This window comes from Actinoplanes sp. NPDC051633 (assembly GCF_040681735.1).
Classification (GTDB): domain Bacteria; phylum Actinomycetota; class Actinomycetes; order Mycobacteriales; family Micromonosporaceae; genus Actinoplanes.
In genome coordinates, this window is record NZ_JBFAZH010000049.1 from 1 (window position 1) to 15,470 (window position 15,470).

At 70.5% G+C, this 15,470-nt stretch carries 16 protein-coding genes and 1 riboswitch; of the genes, 9 read left to right on the top strand and 7 right to left on the bottom strand.

The features are described from left to right. Nucleotides 1–64: 64 nt before the first annotated feature. The 3 genes from AB0M20_RS05225 to AB0M20_RS05235 form a co-directional block, all read right to left on the bottom strand. On the bottom strand, nt 65–1,633 hold the full coding sequence (locus tag AB0M20_RS05225; protein WP_364294034.1) for a DEAD/DEAH box helicase: 1,569 nt from the start codon (nt 1,631–1,633) through the stop codon (nt 65–67). 214 nt (nt 1,634–1,847) lie between these two features. Next, nucleotides 1,848–3,416: a hypothetical protein gene (locus AB0M20_RS05230; RefSeq protein WP_364294037.1), complete on the bottom strand. Its 1,569-nt coding sequence runs from the start codon at nt 3,414–3,416 to the stop codon at nt 1,848–1,850. A gap of 126 nt (nt 3,417–3,542) precedes the next feature. Continuing rightward, a complete protein-coding gene (locus AB0M20_RS05235; RefSeq protein WP_364294040.1) occupies nt 3,543–5,186 on the bottom strand; it encodes a C40 family peptidase in 1,644 nt (547 codons plus the stop codon). A gap of 227 nt (nt 5,187–5,413) precedes the next feature. Between AB0M20_RS05235 and mqnE the strand changes: the two genes are divergently transcribed. From mqnE to AB0M20_RS05265, 6 genes are all read left to right on the top strand, one after another. Then, nucleotides 5,414–6,583, top strand: coding sequence for an aminofutalosine synthase MqnE (mqnE, locus tag AB0M20_RS05240; protein ID WP_364294043.1), 1,170 nt, complete (start codon nt 5,414–5,416; stop codon nt 6,581–6,583). A gap of 13 nt (nt 6,584–6,596) precedes the next feature. After that, nucleotides 6,597–7,028, top strand: coding sequence for a hypothetical protein (locus AB0M20_RS05245; RefSeq protein WP_364294046.1), 432 nt, complete (start codon nt 6,597–6,599; stop codon nt 7,026–7,028). Nucleotides 7,029–7,042: 14 nt separating this feature from the next. After that, a complete protein-coding gene (locus AB0M20_RS05250; protein ID WP_364294049.1) occupies nt 7,043–7,348 on the top strand; it encodes a DUF4229 domain-containing protein in 306 nt (101 codons plus the stop codon). A gap of 98 nt (nt 7,349–7,446) precedes the next feature. Then, nucleotides 7,447–8,745, top strand: a complete 1,299-nt coding sequence (locus tag AB0M20_RS05255; RefSeq protein ID WP_364294052.1) for a M14 family metallopeptidase — start codon at nt 7,447–7,449, stop codon at nt 8,743–8,745. Nucleotides 8,746–8,805: 60 nt separating this feature from the next. Continuing rightward, complete coding sequence (locus tag AB0M20_RS05260; protein ID WP_364294055.1) at nt 8,806–9,360, top strand: WHG domain-containing protein; 555 nt, start codon at nt 8,806–8,808, stop codon at nt 9,358–9,360. Further along, the gene (locus AB0M20_RS05265; protein ID WP_364294058.1) at nt 9,357–10,007 is read left to right on the top strand and encodes a hypothetical protein; all 651 of its coding nucleotides are present in this window, start codon (nt 9,357–9,359) and stop codon (nt 10,005–10,007) included. Before AB0M20_RS05260 ends, AB0M20_RS05265 begins: the two co-directional genes overlap by 4 nt. Here AB0M20_RS05265 and AB0M20_RS05270 read toward each other — a convergent pair. Together AB0M20_RS05270 and AB0M20_RS05275 are read right to left on the bottom strand one after the other, a co-directional pair. Next, nucleotides 9,942–10,490 carry a PIN domain-containing protein gene (locus AB0M20_RS05270; RefSeq protein WP_364294061.1) on the bottom strand — a complete coding sequence of 183 codons (549 nt, stop codon included), beginning with the start codon at nt 10,488–10,490 and terminating at the stop codon, nt 9,942–9,944. The two genes, AB0M20_RS05265 and AB0M20_RS05270, sit on opposite strands and share 66 nt — an antisense overlap. 9 nt (nt 10,491–10,499) lie before the next feature. Beyond that, nucleotides 10,500–10,970 (bottom strand): helix-turn-helix domain-containing protein, encoded by a 471-nt coding sequence (locus AB0M20_RS05275; protein WP_364294064.1) that lies wholly within the window; start codon nt 10,968–10,970, stop codon nt 10,500–10,502. A 30-nt stretch (nt 10,971–11,000) separates the two neighbouring features. Next, nucleotides 11,001–11,124: riboswitch (cobalamin riboswitch) on the top strand. A gap of 94 nt (nt 11,125–11,218) precedes the next feature. Between AB0M20_RS05275 and AB0M20_RS05280 the strand changes: the two genes are divergently transcribed. Genes AB0M20_RS05280 through AB0M20_RS05290 form a run of 3 tightly spaced genes read left to right on the top strand, consistent with a single transcriptional unit; the run spans nt 11,219 to nt 14,029 of the window. Next, nucleotides 11,219–12,148, top strand: coding sequence for an ABC transporter substrate-binding protein (locus AB0M20_RS05280; RefSeq protein ID WP_364294067.1), 930 nt, complete (start codon nt 11,219–11,221; stop codon nt 12,146–12,148). Next, on the top strand, nt 12,145–13,203 hold the full coding sequence (locus AB0M20_RS05285) for an iron ABC transporter permease (protein WP_364294070.1): 1,059 nt from the start codon (nt 12,145–12,147) through the stop codon (nt 13,201–13,203). The genes AB0M20_RS05280 and AB0M20_RS05285 overlap by 4 nt, the downstream gene beginning before the upstream one ends. 52 nt (nt 13,204–13,255) lie before the next feature. Then, on the top strand, nt 13,256–14,029 hold the full coding sequence (locus tag AB0M20_RS05290; RefSeq protein ID WP_364294078.1) for an ABC transporter ATP-binding protein: 774 nt from the start codon (nt 13,256–13,258) through the stop codon (nt 14,027–14,029). A gap of 6 nt (nt 14,030–14,035) precedes the next feature. Here AB0M20_RS05290 and AB0M20_RS05295 read toward each other — a convergent pair whose 3' ends face one another. Both AB0M20_RS05295 and AB0M20_RS05300 read right to left on the bottom strand, forming a co-directional pair. Next, nucleotides 14,036–14,797: a VOC family protein gene (locus tag AB0M20_RS05295; RefSeq protein ID WP_364294073.1), complete on the bottom strand. Its 762-nt coding sequence runs from the start codon at nt 14,795–14,797 to the stop codon at nt 14,036–14,038. A 51-nt stretch (nt 14,798–14,848) separates the two neighbouring features. Beyond that, the coding region (locus tag AB0M20_RS05300; RefSeq protein WP_364294076.1) for an ABC transporter permease at nt 14,849–15,470 on the bottom strand (622 nt) is incomplete at its 5' end.

Consider the following 15,470-nt stretch of genomic DNA (forward strand, 5'->3'; position numbering starts at 1 on the left):
TGAGCCCCCAGTGGCAGCACAATGGCACGGCCCTTCAGGGCCGTGCCATCGATCGATCAGCGAATCAGTAGGTGCTGCGTGCCGGCCGCGGCGGGCTGAACCGGCGGTCGCCGTTGCCGCTGCCGCGACGCTCGTTGCTGCTGCGGAAGTTGCCGGTGCGCTCGCTGTTGCGGCTCTTGAAGGAGTCGCCACGCTCGCGGTCGCCGCGGTATGCGCCGCGCGGACGGTCACCGAACCGCTTCGGCCCACGGTCGGAGCGCTCGCGACGCGGCTCCGGCTCCTCCACCACCGGGACGCCGCTGGGCTCCCGGGCGCCGGTGACCTCGGCCAGCTTCTCGTCGCCGAGCCGCACCCGGACCTCCGCCGGCGCAACGCCCGCCTTGGCCATCATCGAGATCGTGCTGCGACGCTGCTTCGGCAGCACCAGGGTGACCACGGCGCCGGACTCGCCGGCCCGGGCGGTGCGACCCGCGCGGTGCAGGTAGTCCTTCGGGTCCTTCGGCGGGTCCACGTGCACCACCAGCGAGATGCCGTCGACGTGGATGCCACGGGCCGCGACGTCGGTGGCGACCAGCACGTTGGTGCGGCCGTCCTTGAAGTCGGCCAGCGTCTTGGTCCGTACCCGCTGGGTCTTGCCGCCGTGCAGCGCACCCGCCCGCACGCCGACCGCACGCAGCTGGTCCTGCAGACGGTCGACGCCCATCTGGGTGCGGGCGAAGACGATCGTCTTGCCCGCCCGGTTGGCGATCGCCGCCGTGATCGGGAACTTGTCGTGCGGCGGGATCAGCAGCAGGTGGTGATCCATCGTGGACACGCTCGCCTCGGACGGGTCCGTCGAGTGCGTCACCGGGTCGTGCATGAAGCGCTTGACCAGCGCGTCGACGTCGCCGTCCAGCGTCGCCGAGAAGAGCAGGCGCTGTGCGTTGGCCGGCGTCTTGGCCAGCAGCTCGGTGACCTCGGGCAGGAAGCCCATGTCGGCCATCTGGTCGGCCTCGTCGAGCACCGACACCTCGATCTGGTCGAGCTTGCAGGCGCCACGCTCGATCAGGTCGGCGAGCCGGCCCGGCGTGGCGACCATCACCTCGACGCCGCGGCGCAGCGCGTCCATCTGCCGGTCGTAGGGGACACCCCCGACCGCGGTCTTGAGGAAGACGCCGACCGAGCGGCCGAGCGGCATGAGCGCGTCGGCGACCTGCATGGCGAGCTCACGGGTCGGCACCAGGATCAGAGCCTTGGGGTGGTGCGGCAGGGCGCGGCCGCCCTGGGCGACGCGGGTCAGCAGCGGCAGGCCGAAGGCCAGCGTCTTGCCGGAACCGGTCTGCCCGCGGCCGAGCACGTCACGGCCGGCCAGCGCGTCGGGGATGGTGGCGGCCTGGATCTCGAACGGGGTGGTGATGCCCTCGCGGGTCAGCACCCGCACGAGCTCCGGCGAGAGGCCGAGGTCGGCGAAGGTCGGCAGCGCCGCGACGGGCGCACTGTCCACCGTGGTGGCCGCAGCGGCGTCGGTGGATCCGGTGATCTCGTCGGCCGCGGTGACAGCGGCCGGGGAAGCATTGGCAGCGACCGGGGAATCGGTGCCGGGGGAAGAATCGAAGACGGAGGGAAACGTGCTGGGATCGGCGAAAATGGTCAAGAGAACCTCTCTACGGGGGCGCATGCTCGCGTATGGCCCGCCGTGGGTCCTGCAAGAACGCCCGTGGCGTGCACCGGGGGGCAACGCCGCGTCAATTACTGCATCAGTGTACGGGTCAACAATGTCGATGTAGCCCGCATTCCATCCCGGTAGTGGGCAGCCTCACCACCCAACAACCGCGCCAGCTTAGGGGGTTGCCGCGGACGGCGGCAAATCAGTCCTTGCCGAAGACCCCGTTGAGCATGTCGCTGAACCCCGAGCCGACGGTGAACAGGAACAGCAGACTGATCCCCACCAGAACCAGCAGCACCACCAGCATCGCGATGGCCACCTTGGTGTTGCTGCGCCGGTTGGTGTCGACCCCGCGGTCCCACCCCTGGGACAGGATGTGGCCGGTCAGCGAGCCGGAGTTGTCGATCGCGTTCATGGTCACCGGCATGGTCATGTCGATCGGGGACTCGTTGCCGTAGACGGTGCCCTCCATGCGCTGCTGCGGCACGGCGTGGGTCTCGGCGGCCGGCGGTGGCGCCTGCTGGTCCCGTCCGAACGGCCGGGCCGGAACGTCCGGAGCGCCGACCCCGTACGTGGAGGCGGAACTGGGCCGGTTCCACCCCGGGGAGTGCGCGGGCGACCCGCCCTGCGGCGCGGCCGGCGGCGGAAACGCCGGCGCGCCATTCGTCTGCGGCGGAGCCCAGGCCGCGCTCCCGCCGACCGGGGCGCCGCTGGTCGGCGGCGGGGCCCAAGCCGGGCTTCCACCGCCCGGGACGCCGCTGGTCGGCGGCGGGGCGTAGGCCGGAGCGCCGCTGGTCGGCGGCGGTGAATATGCCGGGACGCTCGCCGGCGGAGTCGTGTACGCCGGCAGGCCCGTCGGCCGGGACCCGAAGGTGGGCGGCGGCGGAACGATCGGCTGCGGCGGACCCGGCACAGGGCTGGGACTGGGGCCGGGCGGCACGGGGCTGGGGCCGGGACCCGGCGGGATCGGGCTCGGGCCGGGGCCGGGCGGCACCGGACTGGGGCCGGGACCCGGCGGCACGGGGCTGGGACCGGGGCCGGGCGGGGTCGGCGACGGGAACGGATCAGGAGAGGGGTTGGGCGCCGGGTTGGGCGCCGGCGGGAACGGGCTCGGCATCGGGCCGGGCGGCGGCTCCACCGGCCGCTCCGGCTCGAACGGTTTGAACGGCTCGGGCCGGGAGGGCTCCGCCGGGCGCGGGACCGGACCCGGAGCGGGCTCGCCGGGCTCGGGCTCGCCGGGCTCCGGCCGGCCCGGTTCTGGCTGGCCCGGTTCTGGCTGGCCCGGTTCTGGCTGGCCCGGCTCGAGACGGCCCGGCTCGGGACGGCCCGGCTCGGGCTCGCGGTCCGGCCTGGCGGGCTCCGGCTGCTCCGGGTCGGGTCGCGGCTCCGGCTCGGGCGTCGTCTCGGCCCGGCCACCGTAGATCTTGGACGGGCCGGACGGCCACGTAGCGGCGCGGACCAGGGCGGGGTCGGGAGTCAGCGCACCGGGCACCGAGGCGCGCGCGGCGTTGGCGCCGGGCATCGCCGAGATCGGCCGCGTGGCGCCGCCGACGGAGTCGGGCATCCGCGTCGGGAGGCCGGGCACGGTCGCGCGGCCGGCCGACTGGCTGGGCGGTGCGGAGGAGGGTTCGGACGGCTCGGCGTTGCCCCACAGCGCGCCGGGTGCGGGCGGCGGCGGCAGCTCGTACCCGTTGTCCTCGCTGTCGCCCGGCTTCCCCGCAGCGCGCGGCGCGTTGCCGACGCTGTCCGGCGGAGCCTGCTGCTCGTCCATGGGGTCCTCCCGACCGCCGCGGGCCGACGTGGTGGATACGTCGGACGCTGTCTTTACGGTGCCACATCGGCGCGCGTGCGCGCACCCGGCGTCGGCCAGGTTAGCGATGAGAGTCAAACGTCCGGATTACTCCGGATTTGCCCCGGCGCTTTGGGACGCTTCCTTCGACTGACCAGCCGATTGGGACTGCGCATCGCTGGGTGACTGGGAGTTTTCACCAGGGCTCTGGCTGTCGCCACCGCTCGGCGGGTTCGAGCCGCCGCCGGACGGCGGATTGGAGCCTCCACCGGTCGGCGGATCAGAGGTCTTGCTCGGTTCCGGAGAGGTGCTGCTGGGCGGGGTCGACGGCGAAGTCGGGTTCGACGGGGAGCCGGAGCCACCACCGGGCGGCTTGGTCGTCTTGGTCGGATCCGGATCCGGCGAGGTCGGCGGCTTGCTGGTCTTCGTCGGTTTCGGCGTCGCGCTCGGGGAGGCCGGGTTCGGCTCCTTGGGCGGCAGGTCGTTCAGGTCGGGCGAGTTGGTCGGGTGGTCCACCGACCCCCAGATCCGGGTCGCGCCGAAGAGCCGGCTCCACCGCACCGGGGTGAGCCGCACGTTGAGCCCGGTGCGCGGCGCCTCGACCATCATTCCCTTGCCGGCGTACATCGCCACGTGGTGGATGCCGGTCCAGCTGTTGGTCGAGCTGAAGAACAGCAGGTCACCGGGGACCAGCGAATAGCGGTCCACCAGGTTCTGGCTGGTCTGCTTGTACTGGTCGCGGGAGACGCGGTTGAGCGGGAAGTGGCCGGACGCGCGGGTGTACGAATACTGCATCAGGCCTGAGCAGTCGAACCGGTCCGGGCCCTCCTCGGACCAGACGTACGGGTCGCCGATCTGAGCGAGTGCGATCTTGAGAGCCCCGATGGCGTTCGGGTGGGCGCCGCGGCCCTGGTCGGTGCCGTCCAGGTAGCGCTCGCCGAGCCGGCGGTCCTCGGCACTCTGCGCCGCCTCGGCCGCCGACAGCTCGTCGGCGTGCTTCTTCTCGTCTTTCTGCAGCGCCGTCTGCTTCTTGGTGATCTGCGCGTTCAGCGCGTCGTACTGCCGCGACAGGTCGGTGGCGCTGGTGGTCGCGGTGGCCTGCTCGGCCTGCGCCGCGGCCAGCGAAGCCCGGACCAGGGCGAGCTGGCGATCGGCCGCCTCACGGGTCGCGGTGTCGCCGCGCTGCATGCGGGACAGGCTGTCGAGGTCGGCCAGGCCCGAGCCGAACGTGCCGGGCGGCAGGGCGGCCTGATCACGAAGGGCGGCGGCGGCAGCGGCCTCGGCGTCATGCTGGGCGGTCAGCAACGCGACCTGGGCGTCGGTCACCTTCTGGTTCGCGGTGGCCGTCTGCTGCCGGGCGAGGTCGCGATCCTGGCCGAGCTTGATCAGCTTGTCACCGAGGGCGGCGATCTCGTTGCGCTGTTTCTCGATCTTCTGCAGCAGCGGCGTCATCACGACGCCGGGCAGCGGGGTGGCCGGCGTGGTCGTCAGCCCACCCGTACCCGCCTGACCCGGTGTCTGACCCGGCTGCTGGCCCGGCATCAGCAGCGTGCCGAGCGGCACGGGCCGCGAGCCGTTGTCGGGGACCGCCGGCGCGACCGGGACGGCCGGGACGGCCGGAACGTTCGGCGCGGCCGCGGCGGGCAGGGGATGGAAGAGGAGGCCGACCGCCGCGAACGTGGCAGCCGAGTAGGCCAGCGGGCGCCACCACGGGCGTGCCCATCTGTCCCGACCTGCCACTCTGCGTCCCATCTTCGCTCCGCCCCAGACTGGAGTATGGACCCGTGCCCCCGTCGCCGTCCCATTCCCCATATAGGTCATACCCCACCGAGTGCATCGCTGTCGATTGATCGCGGGTGAGAGGACCCTGTGAATCCCACATCTGTCATGGTGACGTACGACGCCCCGGGCTGTCTGGTTCAAGTTTCCGTCATTGGCCGGACGTACGCTCGGATGGTCGGGCGACGGAAGGGGTACAGATGGACGCCGGACTCAAGCGCGAGCTGGAGCAGAAGGTCTATGCGGGTGAGCGGCTGACCCGCGCCGACGGCGAGGCGTTGTACGCCACCGATGACCTGGCCTGGCTCGGCCGGCTGGCCCATCACAAGCGCACCGAGATGAACGGTGACCGGGTGATGTTCAACGTCAACCGCCACCTCAACCTGACCAACGTCTGCTCGGCGAGCTGCGCGTACTGCTCTTTCCAGCGCAAGCCGGGGGAGAAGGCCGCGTACACGATGCGGATCGACGAGGCGGTACGCAAGGCCAAGGAGATGGAGGATGAGCAGCTCACCGAGCTGCACATCGTCAACGGCCTGCACCCCACGCTGCCGTGGCGCTACTACCCCAAGGTGCTGCGCGAGCTGAAGGCGGCGCTGCCGGACGTCAAGCTCAAGTGCTTCACCGCGACCGAGGTGCAGTGGTTCGAGAAGATCAGCGGGCTGCCCGCCGACGAGATCCTCGACGAGCTGATGGACGCCGGGCTCGAGTCGCTGACCGGCGGCGGCGCCGAGATCTTCGACTGGGAGGTCCGGCAGCACATCGTCGACCACAACTGCCACTGGGAGGACTGGTCGCGCATCCACCGCCTGGCGCACAGCAAGGGCATGAAGACGCCGGCCACGATGCTCTACGGCCACATCGAGGAGCCGCGCCACCGGGTCGACCACGTGATGCGGCTGCGTGAGCTGCAGGACGAGACGGGTGGCTTCGCGGTCTTCATCCCGTTGCGCTACCAGCACGACTTCGTCGACTCGCAGGATGGCGTGGTGCGCAACCGGATCCAGTCCCGCACCACGATGGCGGCGCCGGCCGAGTCGCTCAAGACCTTCGCGGTGTCCCGGCTGATGTTCGACAACGTGCCGCACCTGAAGAACTTCTGGGTCATGCACGGCCTGTCGGTGGCCCAGCTGTCGCTGAACTTCGGCGTCGACGACCTCGACGGCTCGGTGGTGGAATACAAGATCACCCACGACGCCGACTCCTACGGCACGCCGGCCACCATGCACCGGGAGGACCTGCTCAACCTGATCTGGGACGCGGGCTTCCAGCCGGTGGAGCGCAACACCCGCTACGAGGTGGTCCGCGAGTACGACAAGCCGACCTCGCTGGCCGAGCGTCGCAGCGAGCCGCAGAAGGTCTGGGCGTAGGCTCTTTGTCGTCATGACCGAGACCAGGAGTGAGCGGCGTCCGCGCCGCGGGCCCGACGGCCGGCTGGCCACCTTCCCGGATCTGGCCGGGGTGGCGCTGGCCGGGCTGGTCTGCGGCTTCGTGGTGCTGCTCGTCTTCGAGGGCGTGATGTCGCTGCTGCGGCTGTCCGAGTTCGGCGACGCCAGCGGCTGGATCGCGCTGGTCCTGCCGGTGTGGCTGTTCACCGAGGAGTTCCGGGCGGCCGGCTGGGGCGCGGGCCGGATCATCGTGGCGATCCTCGGCGCCGGCTTCGGTGTGGCGATCGGCATGACCCTCGCCGGTCTCAGCGCCGGTCCGTTCCCGCCGCTGGTCAGCGGCGCGATCGGCGCTCTCGGACTGACCGTGGTCTACAGCGCGGTCTGGTTCTACGGTCTGCGGTGGCTGAGCCATCGCATCGGTGGATAGATCCGGAGATTGCCGTGCCCCCATCCGTCAAATACACCCTCGGACGTCTCGGACTGTTCCTGCTCTTCCTGGTGCTGCTCCTGCCGGTGCCGCTGAACTTCCTGGTCAAAGTCATGATCGCGTTCGTGCTGTCGGCGATCGCGTCGTTCTTCGTGCTGACCAAGTGGCGCGACGAGATGGCCGAGCGGCTCGGCGAGACGGCGGCGAAGCGCAAGGCCGAGAAGGAGCGTCTGCGGGCCGCGCTGGCCGGGGACGAGTCGGCCGCCGCGGTCGGCGACCGAGTTGACCGCGTCGACCAGGCCGATCCCGGCAAGGGATAACGCGCGGTTAGGGGGCTAGTCGGCATGGCCCCCGGATATTGCCAACGGTCTATGCCGGGTGGTGAGGTGACGGAAACCCCTTCCCCCGGAGGTCGTTCATGAGACGACGAATCACCGTGACGCTGTCCGCCGCCGTCCTGGCCGCCGCCGTCGTGTCCGGCGCCGCCCTGGCCGCGGCCGCCCCGGCCGGCGCGGAGCCCGGCCCCGAGGCCTCCGCGCAGTACGAGGTCTTCGACGTGCGCACCTCGGCGCAGCGCAGCCTGGTGGCCCGCACCGGCGCCGCGATCGACGGCGCCGAGCACGCCGTCGTCACCGTCACCGCGACCAGTGCCGAGGTCAAGTCGATCCGCGCGCTGGGCTTCAAGGTGGAGCGAGTCCCCGACTCGCTGCCGCAGGGCGCGATCGGGACCCTGGACTTCCCGTCCCGCGACGCCGCTTTCCACAACTACAGCGAGCAGATCGCCGAGGTGAACCGCGTGGTGGCGGCGTACCCGGCGATCGCCAAGAAGCAGACCATCGGGACGTCCTACGAGGGACGTGCCATCGTCGCGGTGAAGATCTCCGACAATGTGGCCACCGACGAGAGCGAGCCCGAGGTCCTCTACGACGCGCAGCACCACGCGCGCGAGCACCTCACCGCCGAGATGACCCTCTACCTGCTCAACGAGTTCACCTCGAAGTACGCGACCGACTCCCGCGTCCGGTCCACCGTGGACTCACGCGAGATCTGGATCATCCCCGCGGTGAATCCGGACGGCTCCGAGTACGACATCGCCACCGGCAGCTACCGCTCGTGGCGCAAGAACCGGCAGCCCAACGGCTCGTCCCGCAACGTCGGCACCGACCTGAACCGCAACTATGGCTACAGGTGGGGCTGCTGCGGTGGCTCGTCGGGCAACACCGGCTCCGACACCTACCGCGGCACCGCGGCCTTCTCCGCGCCGGAGACCCGGGTGGTGCGGGACTTCGTGAACAGCCGCGTCGTCGGCGGGGTGCAGCAGATCAAGGCGGCGATGGACTTCCACACGTACTCGGAACTGGTCCTCTGGCCCTTCGGGCACACGACCGCGAACACCACGACGGGCATGAACGCGGACCAGAACAACACGTTCGCGACGCTGGGCCGTTCGATGGCCGCGACGAACAACTACACCCCGGAGCAGTCGAGCGATCTCTACATCACCGACGGCGACCTGCTCGACTGGCTGTGGGGCACGCACAAGATCTTCGCCTACACCTTCGAGATGTATCCGCGGTCGTCCTCGGGCGGCGGGTTCTATCCGCCGGCCAGCGTCATCGCGCGGGAGACCAGCCGCAACCGGACCGCGGCGCTGCTGCTCGCCGAGGCGGCCGACTGCCCGTACAAGGTCATCGGCAAGGAATCCACGTACTGCTGATTCATCGCTTGCGTTGCAAAGCTACCTGTCGTAGCTTTAGGGCTATGACAGGTAGTTTTCATGCCTAGGGCAGGACTTTCCCGCGCCGCCGTCGTCGACGTCGCGCTGGCGCTCGTGGACGAGAAGGGCGTCGAGGCGCTCAGCCTGGCCGCCGTCGCCGACCGGGCCGGGGTGGCCGCGCCGTCGCTCTACAAGCACGTGGGCAGCCTCGCCGACCTTCGTGAGCTGATGGCCGAGCAGGTGATCAAACAGGTCACCACGTTGTTCGCCGGCGAGGTGATGGGCCGCAGCGGCGACGAGGCCGTCGCCGCGTTGCTGCGGGCCTACCGGGCGTACGTGCTGGCGAACCCCGGACGATATGCGCTCGCCCCGCTCGACCCGCTGCGCGGCTCCCCTCAGCTGGCGCGAGCGGCCGGCGACCTGCTGGACGTGTTCATCGCGGTGGTGCGCGGCTACGGGCTGACCGAGTCGGCGGCCACGCACGCGATCCGGCGGATGCGGGCCGCGGCGCACGGCTTCGCAAGCCTCGAGGCCGGCGGCGGCTTCGGCCAGCCCGAGGACGTCGACGAGTCGTACGAGATGCTCGTCGACATGGTCCTGCGGAGCCTGCGATGAGCGGGGTGATCGCATTGGCCTTCGCCGGGGTGATGTTCCTGCTCTACCCGGCGGTGCGGCCGTGGAACGACGAGACGACCCAGGCGGGCGCGCAGGCGTCGATGGGCTCGGACGCGTGGGTGGCATCGCACTTCTTCGCGATGCTCGGCTTCATCGCGGTGCCGCTGGCTCTGCTCGCCCTGCGCCGGGTGGTGCCGGGCAGGCTGACCACGGCGGCGCTCCTGACCGGCTGGATCGGCGCGGGCCTGACGCTGCCGTACTACGGCGCGGAGGACTTCGGCCTGCACGGCGCGGCGCTGTCCTCCACTGCGGACCTGGTCGCCCTGGCCGACGACGTCCGGTACGGCCCGGTGGCGGCGACGACCTTCGCGGCCGGCCTGGCGTTGCTGGCGGCGAGCGGAGTTCTCACAGCGGTGGCGGTGTGGCGCTCAGGCGTGCTGCCGCGCTGGGCGGGCGTGCTCTTCGGTGTGGGCCTCGCCCTGTTCATCCCGCAGTTCTACCTGGGGCCCGCGGCCCGCATCGCGCACGGGGTCCTCCTGGCCGTCGGCTGCTGGCTGCTGGCGACAACCTGGTGGCGCTCTCTACAGGTGTCGGCGAGCCTCGGCCGCGAATCGCGGCAGTCCGGTCCGGTCGAGCAACGCCAATAGACCGGGCACGGTCTTCGGCTCACGCCGGTGCGCGGCGGCTTGGGCGATCAGCGCACGTACGGTCCGGGCGGGGTAGAGGTCGAGCTGGTCGAGGAGGAAATCGTCGGGATGCACAGCCTCCACGTCGAAGGGTTTCAGCGCTTCCGCGCCGAAGTCCGACATGTTGAAGGTGACGATGACCTCAGCGTTCGCGCGGGTGGCCGCCGCCAGGACGTGCCGATCTTTGACGTCGTTGGTCATCCGATCGATCAGCGACTCGTATCCCTGGACCATCGCGTCCGGGAACGCATCGGTCATCAGGCGTATCCGACGGTCGACGGGCCCCGCGGGCAAACCGCGCTTCGTCAAGTTGCGCCGCAGCTCGGCCATCACGTCGGCGGACCAAAGTGGGCGGAAGGCTTCCTGCTCTGCGAGACGCAACAGCGTGTCGCAAAGGTAGGCGGGGTATAGAACGCAGGTGTCGAGGAACGCTGGAAAGGCCATCGTGTCGGGTTATCTCGTGGCCTCTGGGGTTGTGGTGGCGCCGTACAGGCCCATGTCCTCGGCGTCTGCGGTCATCTCGTCCAGCGCCGACCGCCGCTCGCTGCGGGTGCGGCTCTGATAATCGACCACGTCGGCAAGGAGCAGGCGCCGGTGCCGGCCGCGCCTCGTGTACGGAATGAAGCCCTCGGTCAGCAGGCGCACCAGCGTCGGCCGGGAAACACCGAGCAGATCGGCGGCCTCCTGAGTGGTCAGCATGGTGTTGTGCGGCGCGAGCGTGATCGCCATCCCCTGGGACAGGGAGTCGACCACCAGCCGCAACAGCTCGTGAAGCTCGTCGGGCAGCACGAGCTCGGAACCGTCCGGACCGATCAGCCGAGCTCCGGCGCGGCCGCCGGGCCCGGCCAGCTCGCGCGCCAGTCGATTCAGGTCGGAGAGATCCTCCGGTGGAAAGACCGTCCGCTCTTTCGTGCCCATACCCATGACCACCAGCGTAGCGCTATTCGAACAAAACGAAAGTGCTAGCGTTCTGGGGACCGCGTCTCAGCGAAGCCGGTGGGAAACCGGCGCTGTCCCGCAACTGTGATGCCCCCGGATGAGGGGTCTAGCCAGGTCGCCTGGATGCCGGTCGCGAACCAGCGCTCTCGGGGAGGGGCGCCTCGCGGACGGGACGTTCTCCAGCACCTTGCCCTGTCGGCGAAGCACCACAAGCCCGGCCGACAGGAGGAAGCATGAACAGACGTCTGCTGACCACGGTGATCGCCGCCGCCACCCTTTTGCTCGCAGGGTGCGCCGGTGGTGACGACGACGGCGGGGCCACCGGCCCGGCGCCCAGCGCCAGTGCCGCGTACCCCGTCACGGTCGGATCTCTGACCTTGGACAAACGGCCCGAGCGGATCATCTCGCTCACCCCGACGGCGACCGAGATGCTCTTCGCCATCGGCGCGGGACCGCAGGTCACCGCCGTCGACGACCAGTCGAACTACCCGGCCGACGCGCCCCGCACAGACCTGTCCGGCTTCAAGCCGAACGCCGAGGCCATCGCCGCGAAGAACCCCGACCTCGTGGTGCTCTCCGACGACCTCAACAAGATCGTCGACCAGCTCACCAAGCTCAAGATCCCGACGTTCCAGACGCCGTCGGCCAAGTCGCTGGACGAGACCTACAGCGAGATCGGGCAGCTCGGCACGCTGACCGGGCACCAGGACGAGGCGACCGCGCTGACCGGCCGCATGAAGGCCGACATCGACAAGATCGTGGCCGGGGTGCCGAAGCGCGACAAGGCGCTCAGCTACTACTACGAGCTCGACCCGACACTGTTCACGGTCACGTCCAAGACCTTCATCGGGTCGGTGTTCGGCAAGTTCGGCCTGGTCAACGTCGCGGACCCGGCCGACGCAGACGGCAGCAAGAACGGCTACCCCCAGCTGTCGCAGGAGGCGCTGGTCAAGGCCAACCCGGACATGATCTTCCTCGCCGACAGCAAGTGCTGCGCGCAGTCGGCGGCGACGGTGAAGGCGCGCACCGGCTGGTCGCAGATCACCGCGGTGCGGACCGGACAGGTCATCGCGCTGGACGACGACATCGCGTCACGCTGGGGGCCGCGAGTGGTCGACCTGGTGCAGGCCGTCGCGGACGCGGTGGCCAAGGTCCCGGCGTGACATCCCGGCGCGGGCCGTCCGGGCTGCGACCCGGGTGGCTCGTGGCCGGCGTGGTCGCGGTGCTGATCGCGCTGATCGCGGGCGTTTCGTTCGGCTCGGTGGGGCTGCCGCCGGCCGACGTCGCGGCCGAGCTCCTCAACCTCATCCCGGGGGTACGCGTACACAGCGGCCTCTCGGAGCGAGAGGTCGCGATCATCACCCAGCTGCGTCTACCCCGCGTCGTGCTGGGGCTGCTCGTCGGCGCGATGCTTGCGCTGGCCGGCGCCGCGTACCAGGGTGTCTTCCGCAACCCGCTCGCCGACCCCCACCTGCTCGGGGTGGCGGCCGGCGCGGGCCTGGGCGTCACCGCGGTGATCGCCACGCGCGCTGCGACCGGCGACGCGACCGCGAACCTGCCGATCGGCGTGCCGCTGGCCGCCTTCCTGGGCGCGCTGATCGCGGTGGCGCTGACCTGGGTGCTCGGCGCGACGGGTGGGCGCGGGCGCACCCCGGCGACGCTGATCCTGGCCGGGGTGGCGGTGTCGGCCTTCCTGGCGGCGGCGCAGACCTACCTGATGCAGCAGCAGGTCGACACCCTGCGCCAGGTCTACAGCTGGTTGCTCGGCCGGCTGGCGACCGCCGGCTGGCACGATGTGCTGCTGATCCTTCCGTACGCGCTGATCACGGGCTTGATCGTGCTGTCGCAGCGGCGGGAGCTGGACGTCCTCACGGTCGGCGACGAAGAAGCCGCCAGCCTGGGCCTGCACCCGCAGCGCAGCCGCTATCTGCTGCTGGTGGCCGCCTCGCTGGGCACGGCGGCGGCGGTGTCGGTGTCCGGCCTGATCGGGTTCGTGGGGATCATCGTGCCGCACACGCTGCGCCTGCTGGCGGGGGCCAGTTATCGGATCCTGCTGCCGCTGTCGGTGCTTTTCGGCGGTGCGTTCCTGGCCTTGACGGACGTGGTGGCGCGCACGGTGGCCGGCGAGGCGGAGCTGCCGATCGGCGTGGTGACGGCGTTCTTCGGAGCGCCGTTCTTCGTCCTGGTCCTGAGGACGAACAGGGCCGTCGCGCCGTGAAGCCCGCGGCCGCTGTCCACAGGCTGTGCGAGCGGGCCGGAGCGGCGTCGTGATCGCGGTGCGCGGGCTCGGGGTGCGGCTCGGTGGCGTGCCGGTCGTCCGCGGTGTCGATCTCGACGTCTCGGACGGGGAGTGGGTCACCATCATCGGCCCCAACGGCGCCGGCAAGTCGACCGTCCTGCGGGCCGTCGGCGGGCTGGTCGCGTACACCGGGAATGTCGAACTTGACGGGGTTGATGTCGCGGCGCTGAGCCGCCGCGATCGGGCCAGGACCGTCGCGACCGTCATGCAGCAACCTGTGGTGCCGCCGGGGATGCGGGTGATCGACTACGTGCTGCTGGGACGAACGCCCTACATCCCGCCGCTGGGCCGGGAGTCGGCATCCGATTTGTCCGTTGTGGACGAGGTGCTGGCCGCGCTGGATTTGGAGAGCTTCGCGGGCCGGCGGCTGGACACGCTCTCCGGCGGGGAGCGGCAGCGGGTCTTCTTGGCGCGGGCGCTCGCTCAGGGTGGACGGATCCTGTTGCTGGACGAGCCGACGAGTGCGCTCGACATCGGGCATCAGCAGGAGGTGCTCGACCTCATCGACCGGCTCCGCGGCGAGCGCGGCCTGACGGTACTGTCCACGATGCACGATTTGTCCATCGCGGGGGAGTATGCGGACCGGATGGTGCTGCTCGACGACGGGATCGTGGTCGCGGCCGGCGCACCCCGGGAGGTGCTGACCGAGGAACTGCTGGCCAAGCACTACCGGGTCAGGGTCAAGGTGATCGCCGGCGAGCACGGTCCGCTGGTGGTCCCGGTGCGCGAGAGGCACACCGGCTGACCGAGGCTACGAGTTGCCCTCGAGGATGGAGAACGTGCCGCCCTGCGGATCCTGCAGGACGGCGTAGCGGCCCAGCGCGAAGTTCGTCGGCGGCTGTGTCACCCTGCCGCCCAGCGAGCGCGCCAGCTCGGCCGTCTCGTCGCAGTGCCGGACCGCGAAATACAACATCCAGTGCGGCGCCAGGTCGGCCGGCCACGCGTTGCCCACCATCGGCTGCATCCCGCCGATCATGCGGCCGTCCAGCTCCCACACCACGTACGGCAGGCCGGGCGCATCCGTCGGCCGGGCTACCCAGCCGAAGATCTCGCCGTAGAAGGCGGCCGCTCCCTCGGCATCGCGCGTGGTCAGCTCGCTCCAGGTCAGCGCGCCCGGCACGTCCACGACCTCGGCGCCGACCATCGTCCCGGACTGCCACAGCGAGAACGGCGCGCCCAGCGGATCCAGGCACGCCGCCATCCGGCCCTGCTCCATCACATCGAACGGCGGCACCAGCACCTTGCCGCCCGCCGCCTTGACCCGCTCCGCCGACGCGTCCACGTCGTCGGTGGAGAAGTACGTGCTCCAGGCCGTCGGCTGGCCCTCACCGAACAGCGGTCCCGCCCCGGCGACCGGCCGCCCGTCCAGGTTGAAGATCGTGTAGCCGCCGTAGTCGTCACCCGAGACGTGCGCGGTCCACTCGAAGAGCGAGGTGTAGAACCGCTGGGCATCCTCGACGTCAGCGGTCCCGAGGTCCACCCAGATCGGCAGGCCAGGGGTCGGTGCGGTCATGCCCGCATGGTCGCATCGGACCTCCTTTCGGCGGTCTTAACTGTCGAACTTCTAGCTGAACCGCCGACCTTCGTCGCGTCGATAGGCCCATACGGCCAAGGCCGCGAAGCCGATCGTCCAACCCACCAGCGCTGCGACACTCGACGCGTTGATCGGGAAATCGACCGCAGCCGCCCACATGAGACGAGCCGCCGCACCCGACGGCAGGTACGGAGCGATGGTCTCGACGAAACCCGGTGCCGCGCCGGGCGGAGTCATCAGGCCGCCGCCGAACGCCAGCGGGATGAACAGCACCTGCGCCACGACGATCGCGGCCTTGGCCGGCAGCGAGTATCCGATGGCCAGGCCCATCAGCGTGAACGGGATCGCGATCACGATCGTGGCGGCGAGGGCGACGAAGAACCCGATGAGGCTGATGGTCGCCGCGGTGAACAGCGCCGCGATGACCACGACCGGGACCAGCGAGATCGTCATCAGGACCACGCCGGCCAGGATGCGCCCGAGGAACCTGGGCAGCGGCCCGGCCGGCAACGAGCGGGTGAACGGATCCCACGGCTGCTGGCGGTCCTCGGCGACGCCCACGCCGTACTGGAAGAGATTGGTCGTCATCACCGCGAAGGTGACCATCGAGGCGGTGGCGAAGGTCGATGCCACCGGATCGGTATTTGAATAG

What these genes read in the sequence shown, in the direction of transcription:
- AB0M20_RS05230 (WP_364294037.1), bottom strand. Translation starts at nt 3,416, where the DNA reads ATGGACGAGCAGCAGGCTCCGCCGGACAGCGTCGGCAACGCGCCGCGC.
- AB0M20_RS05235 (WP_364294040.1), bottom strand. Translation starts at nt 5,186, where the DNA reads ATGGGACGCAGAGTGGCAGGTCGGGACAGATGGGCACGCCCGTGGTGG.
- mqnE (WP_364294043.1), top strand. Translation starts at nt 5,414, where the DNA reads ATGGACGCCGGACTCAAGCGCGAGCTGGAGCAGAAGGTCTATGCGGGT.
- AB0M20_RS05245 (WP_364294046.1), top strand. Translation starts at nt 6,597, where the DNA reads ATGACCGAGACCAGGAGTGAGCGGCGTCCGCGCCGCGGGCCCGACGGC.
- AB0M20_RS05255 (WP_364294052.1), top strand. Translation starts at nt 7,447, where the DNA reads ATGAGACGACGAATCACCGTGACGCTGTCCGCCGCCGTCCTGGCCGCC.
- AB0M20_RS05260 (WP_364294055.1), top strand. Translation starts at nt 8,806, where the DNA reads ATGCCTAGGGCAGGACTTTCCCGCGCCGCCGTCGTCGACGTCGCGCTG.
- AB0M20_RS05265 (WP_364294058.1), top strand. Translation starts at nt 9,357, where the DNA reads ATGAGCGGGGTGATCGCATTGGCCTTCGCCGGGGTGATGTTCCTGCTC.
- AB0M20_RS05270 (WP_364294061.1), bottom strand. Translation starts at nt 10,490, where the DNA reads ATGGCCTTTCCAGCGTTCCTCGACACCTGCGTTCTATACCCCGCCTAC.
- AB0M20_RS05275 (WP_364294064.1), bottom strand. Translation starts at nt 10,970, where the DNA reads ATGGGTATGGGCACGAAAGAGCGGACGGTCTTTCCACCGGAGGATCTC.
- AB0M20_RS05280 (WP_364294067.1), top strand. Translation starts at nt 11,219, where the DNA reads ATGAACAGACGTCTGCTGACCACGGTGATCGCCGCCGCCACCCTTTTG.
- AB0M20_RS05295 (WP_364294073.1), bottom strand. Translation starts at nt 14,797, where the DNA reads ATGACCGCACCGACCCCTGGCCTGCCGATCTGGGTGGACCTCGGGACC.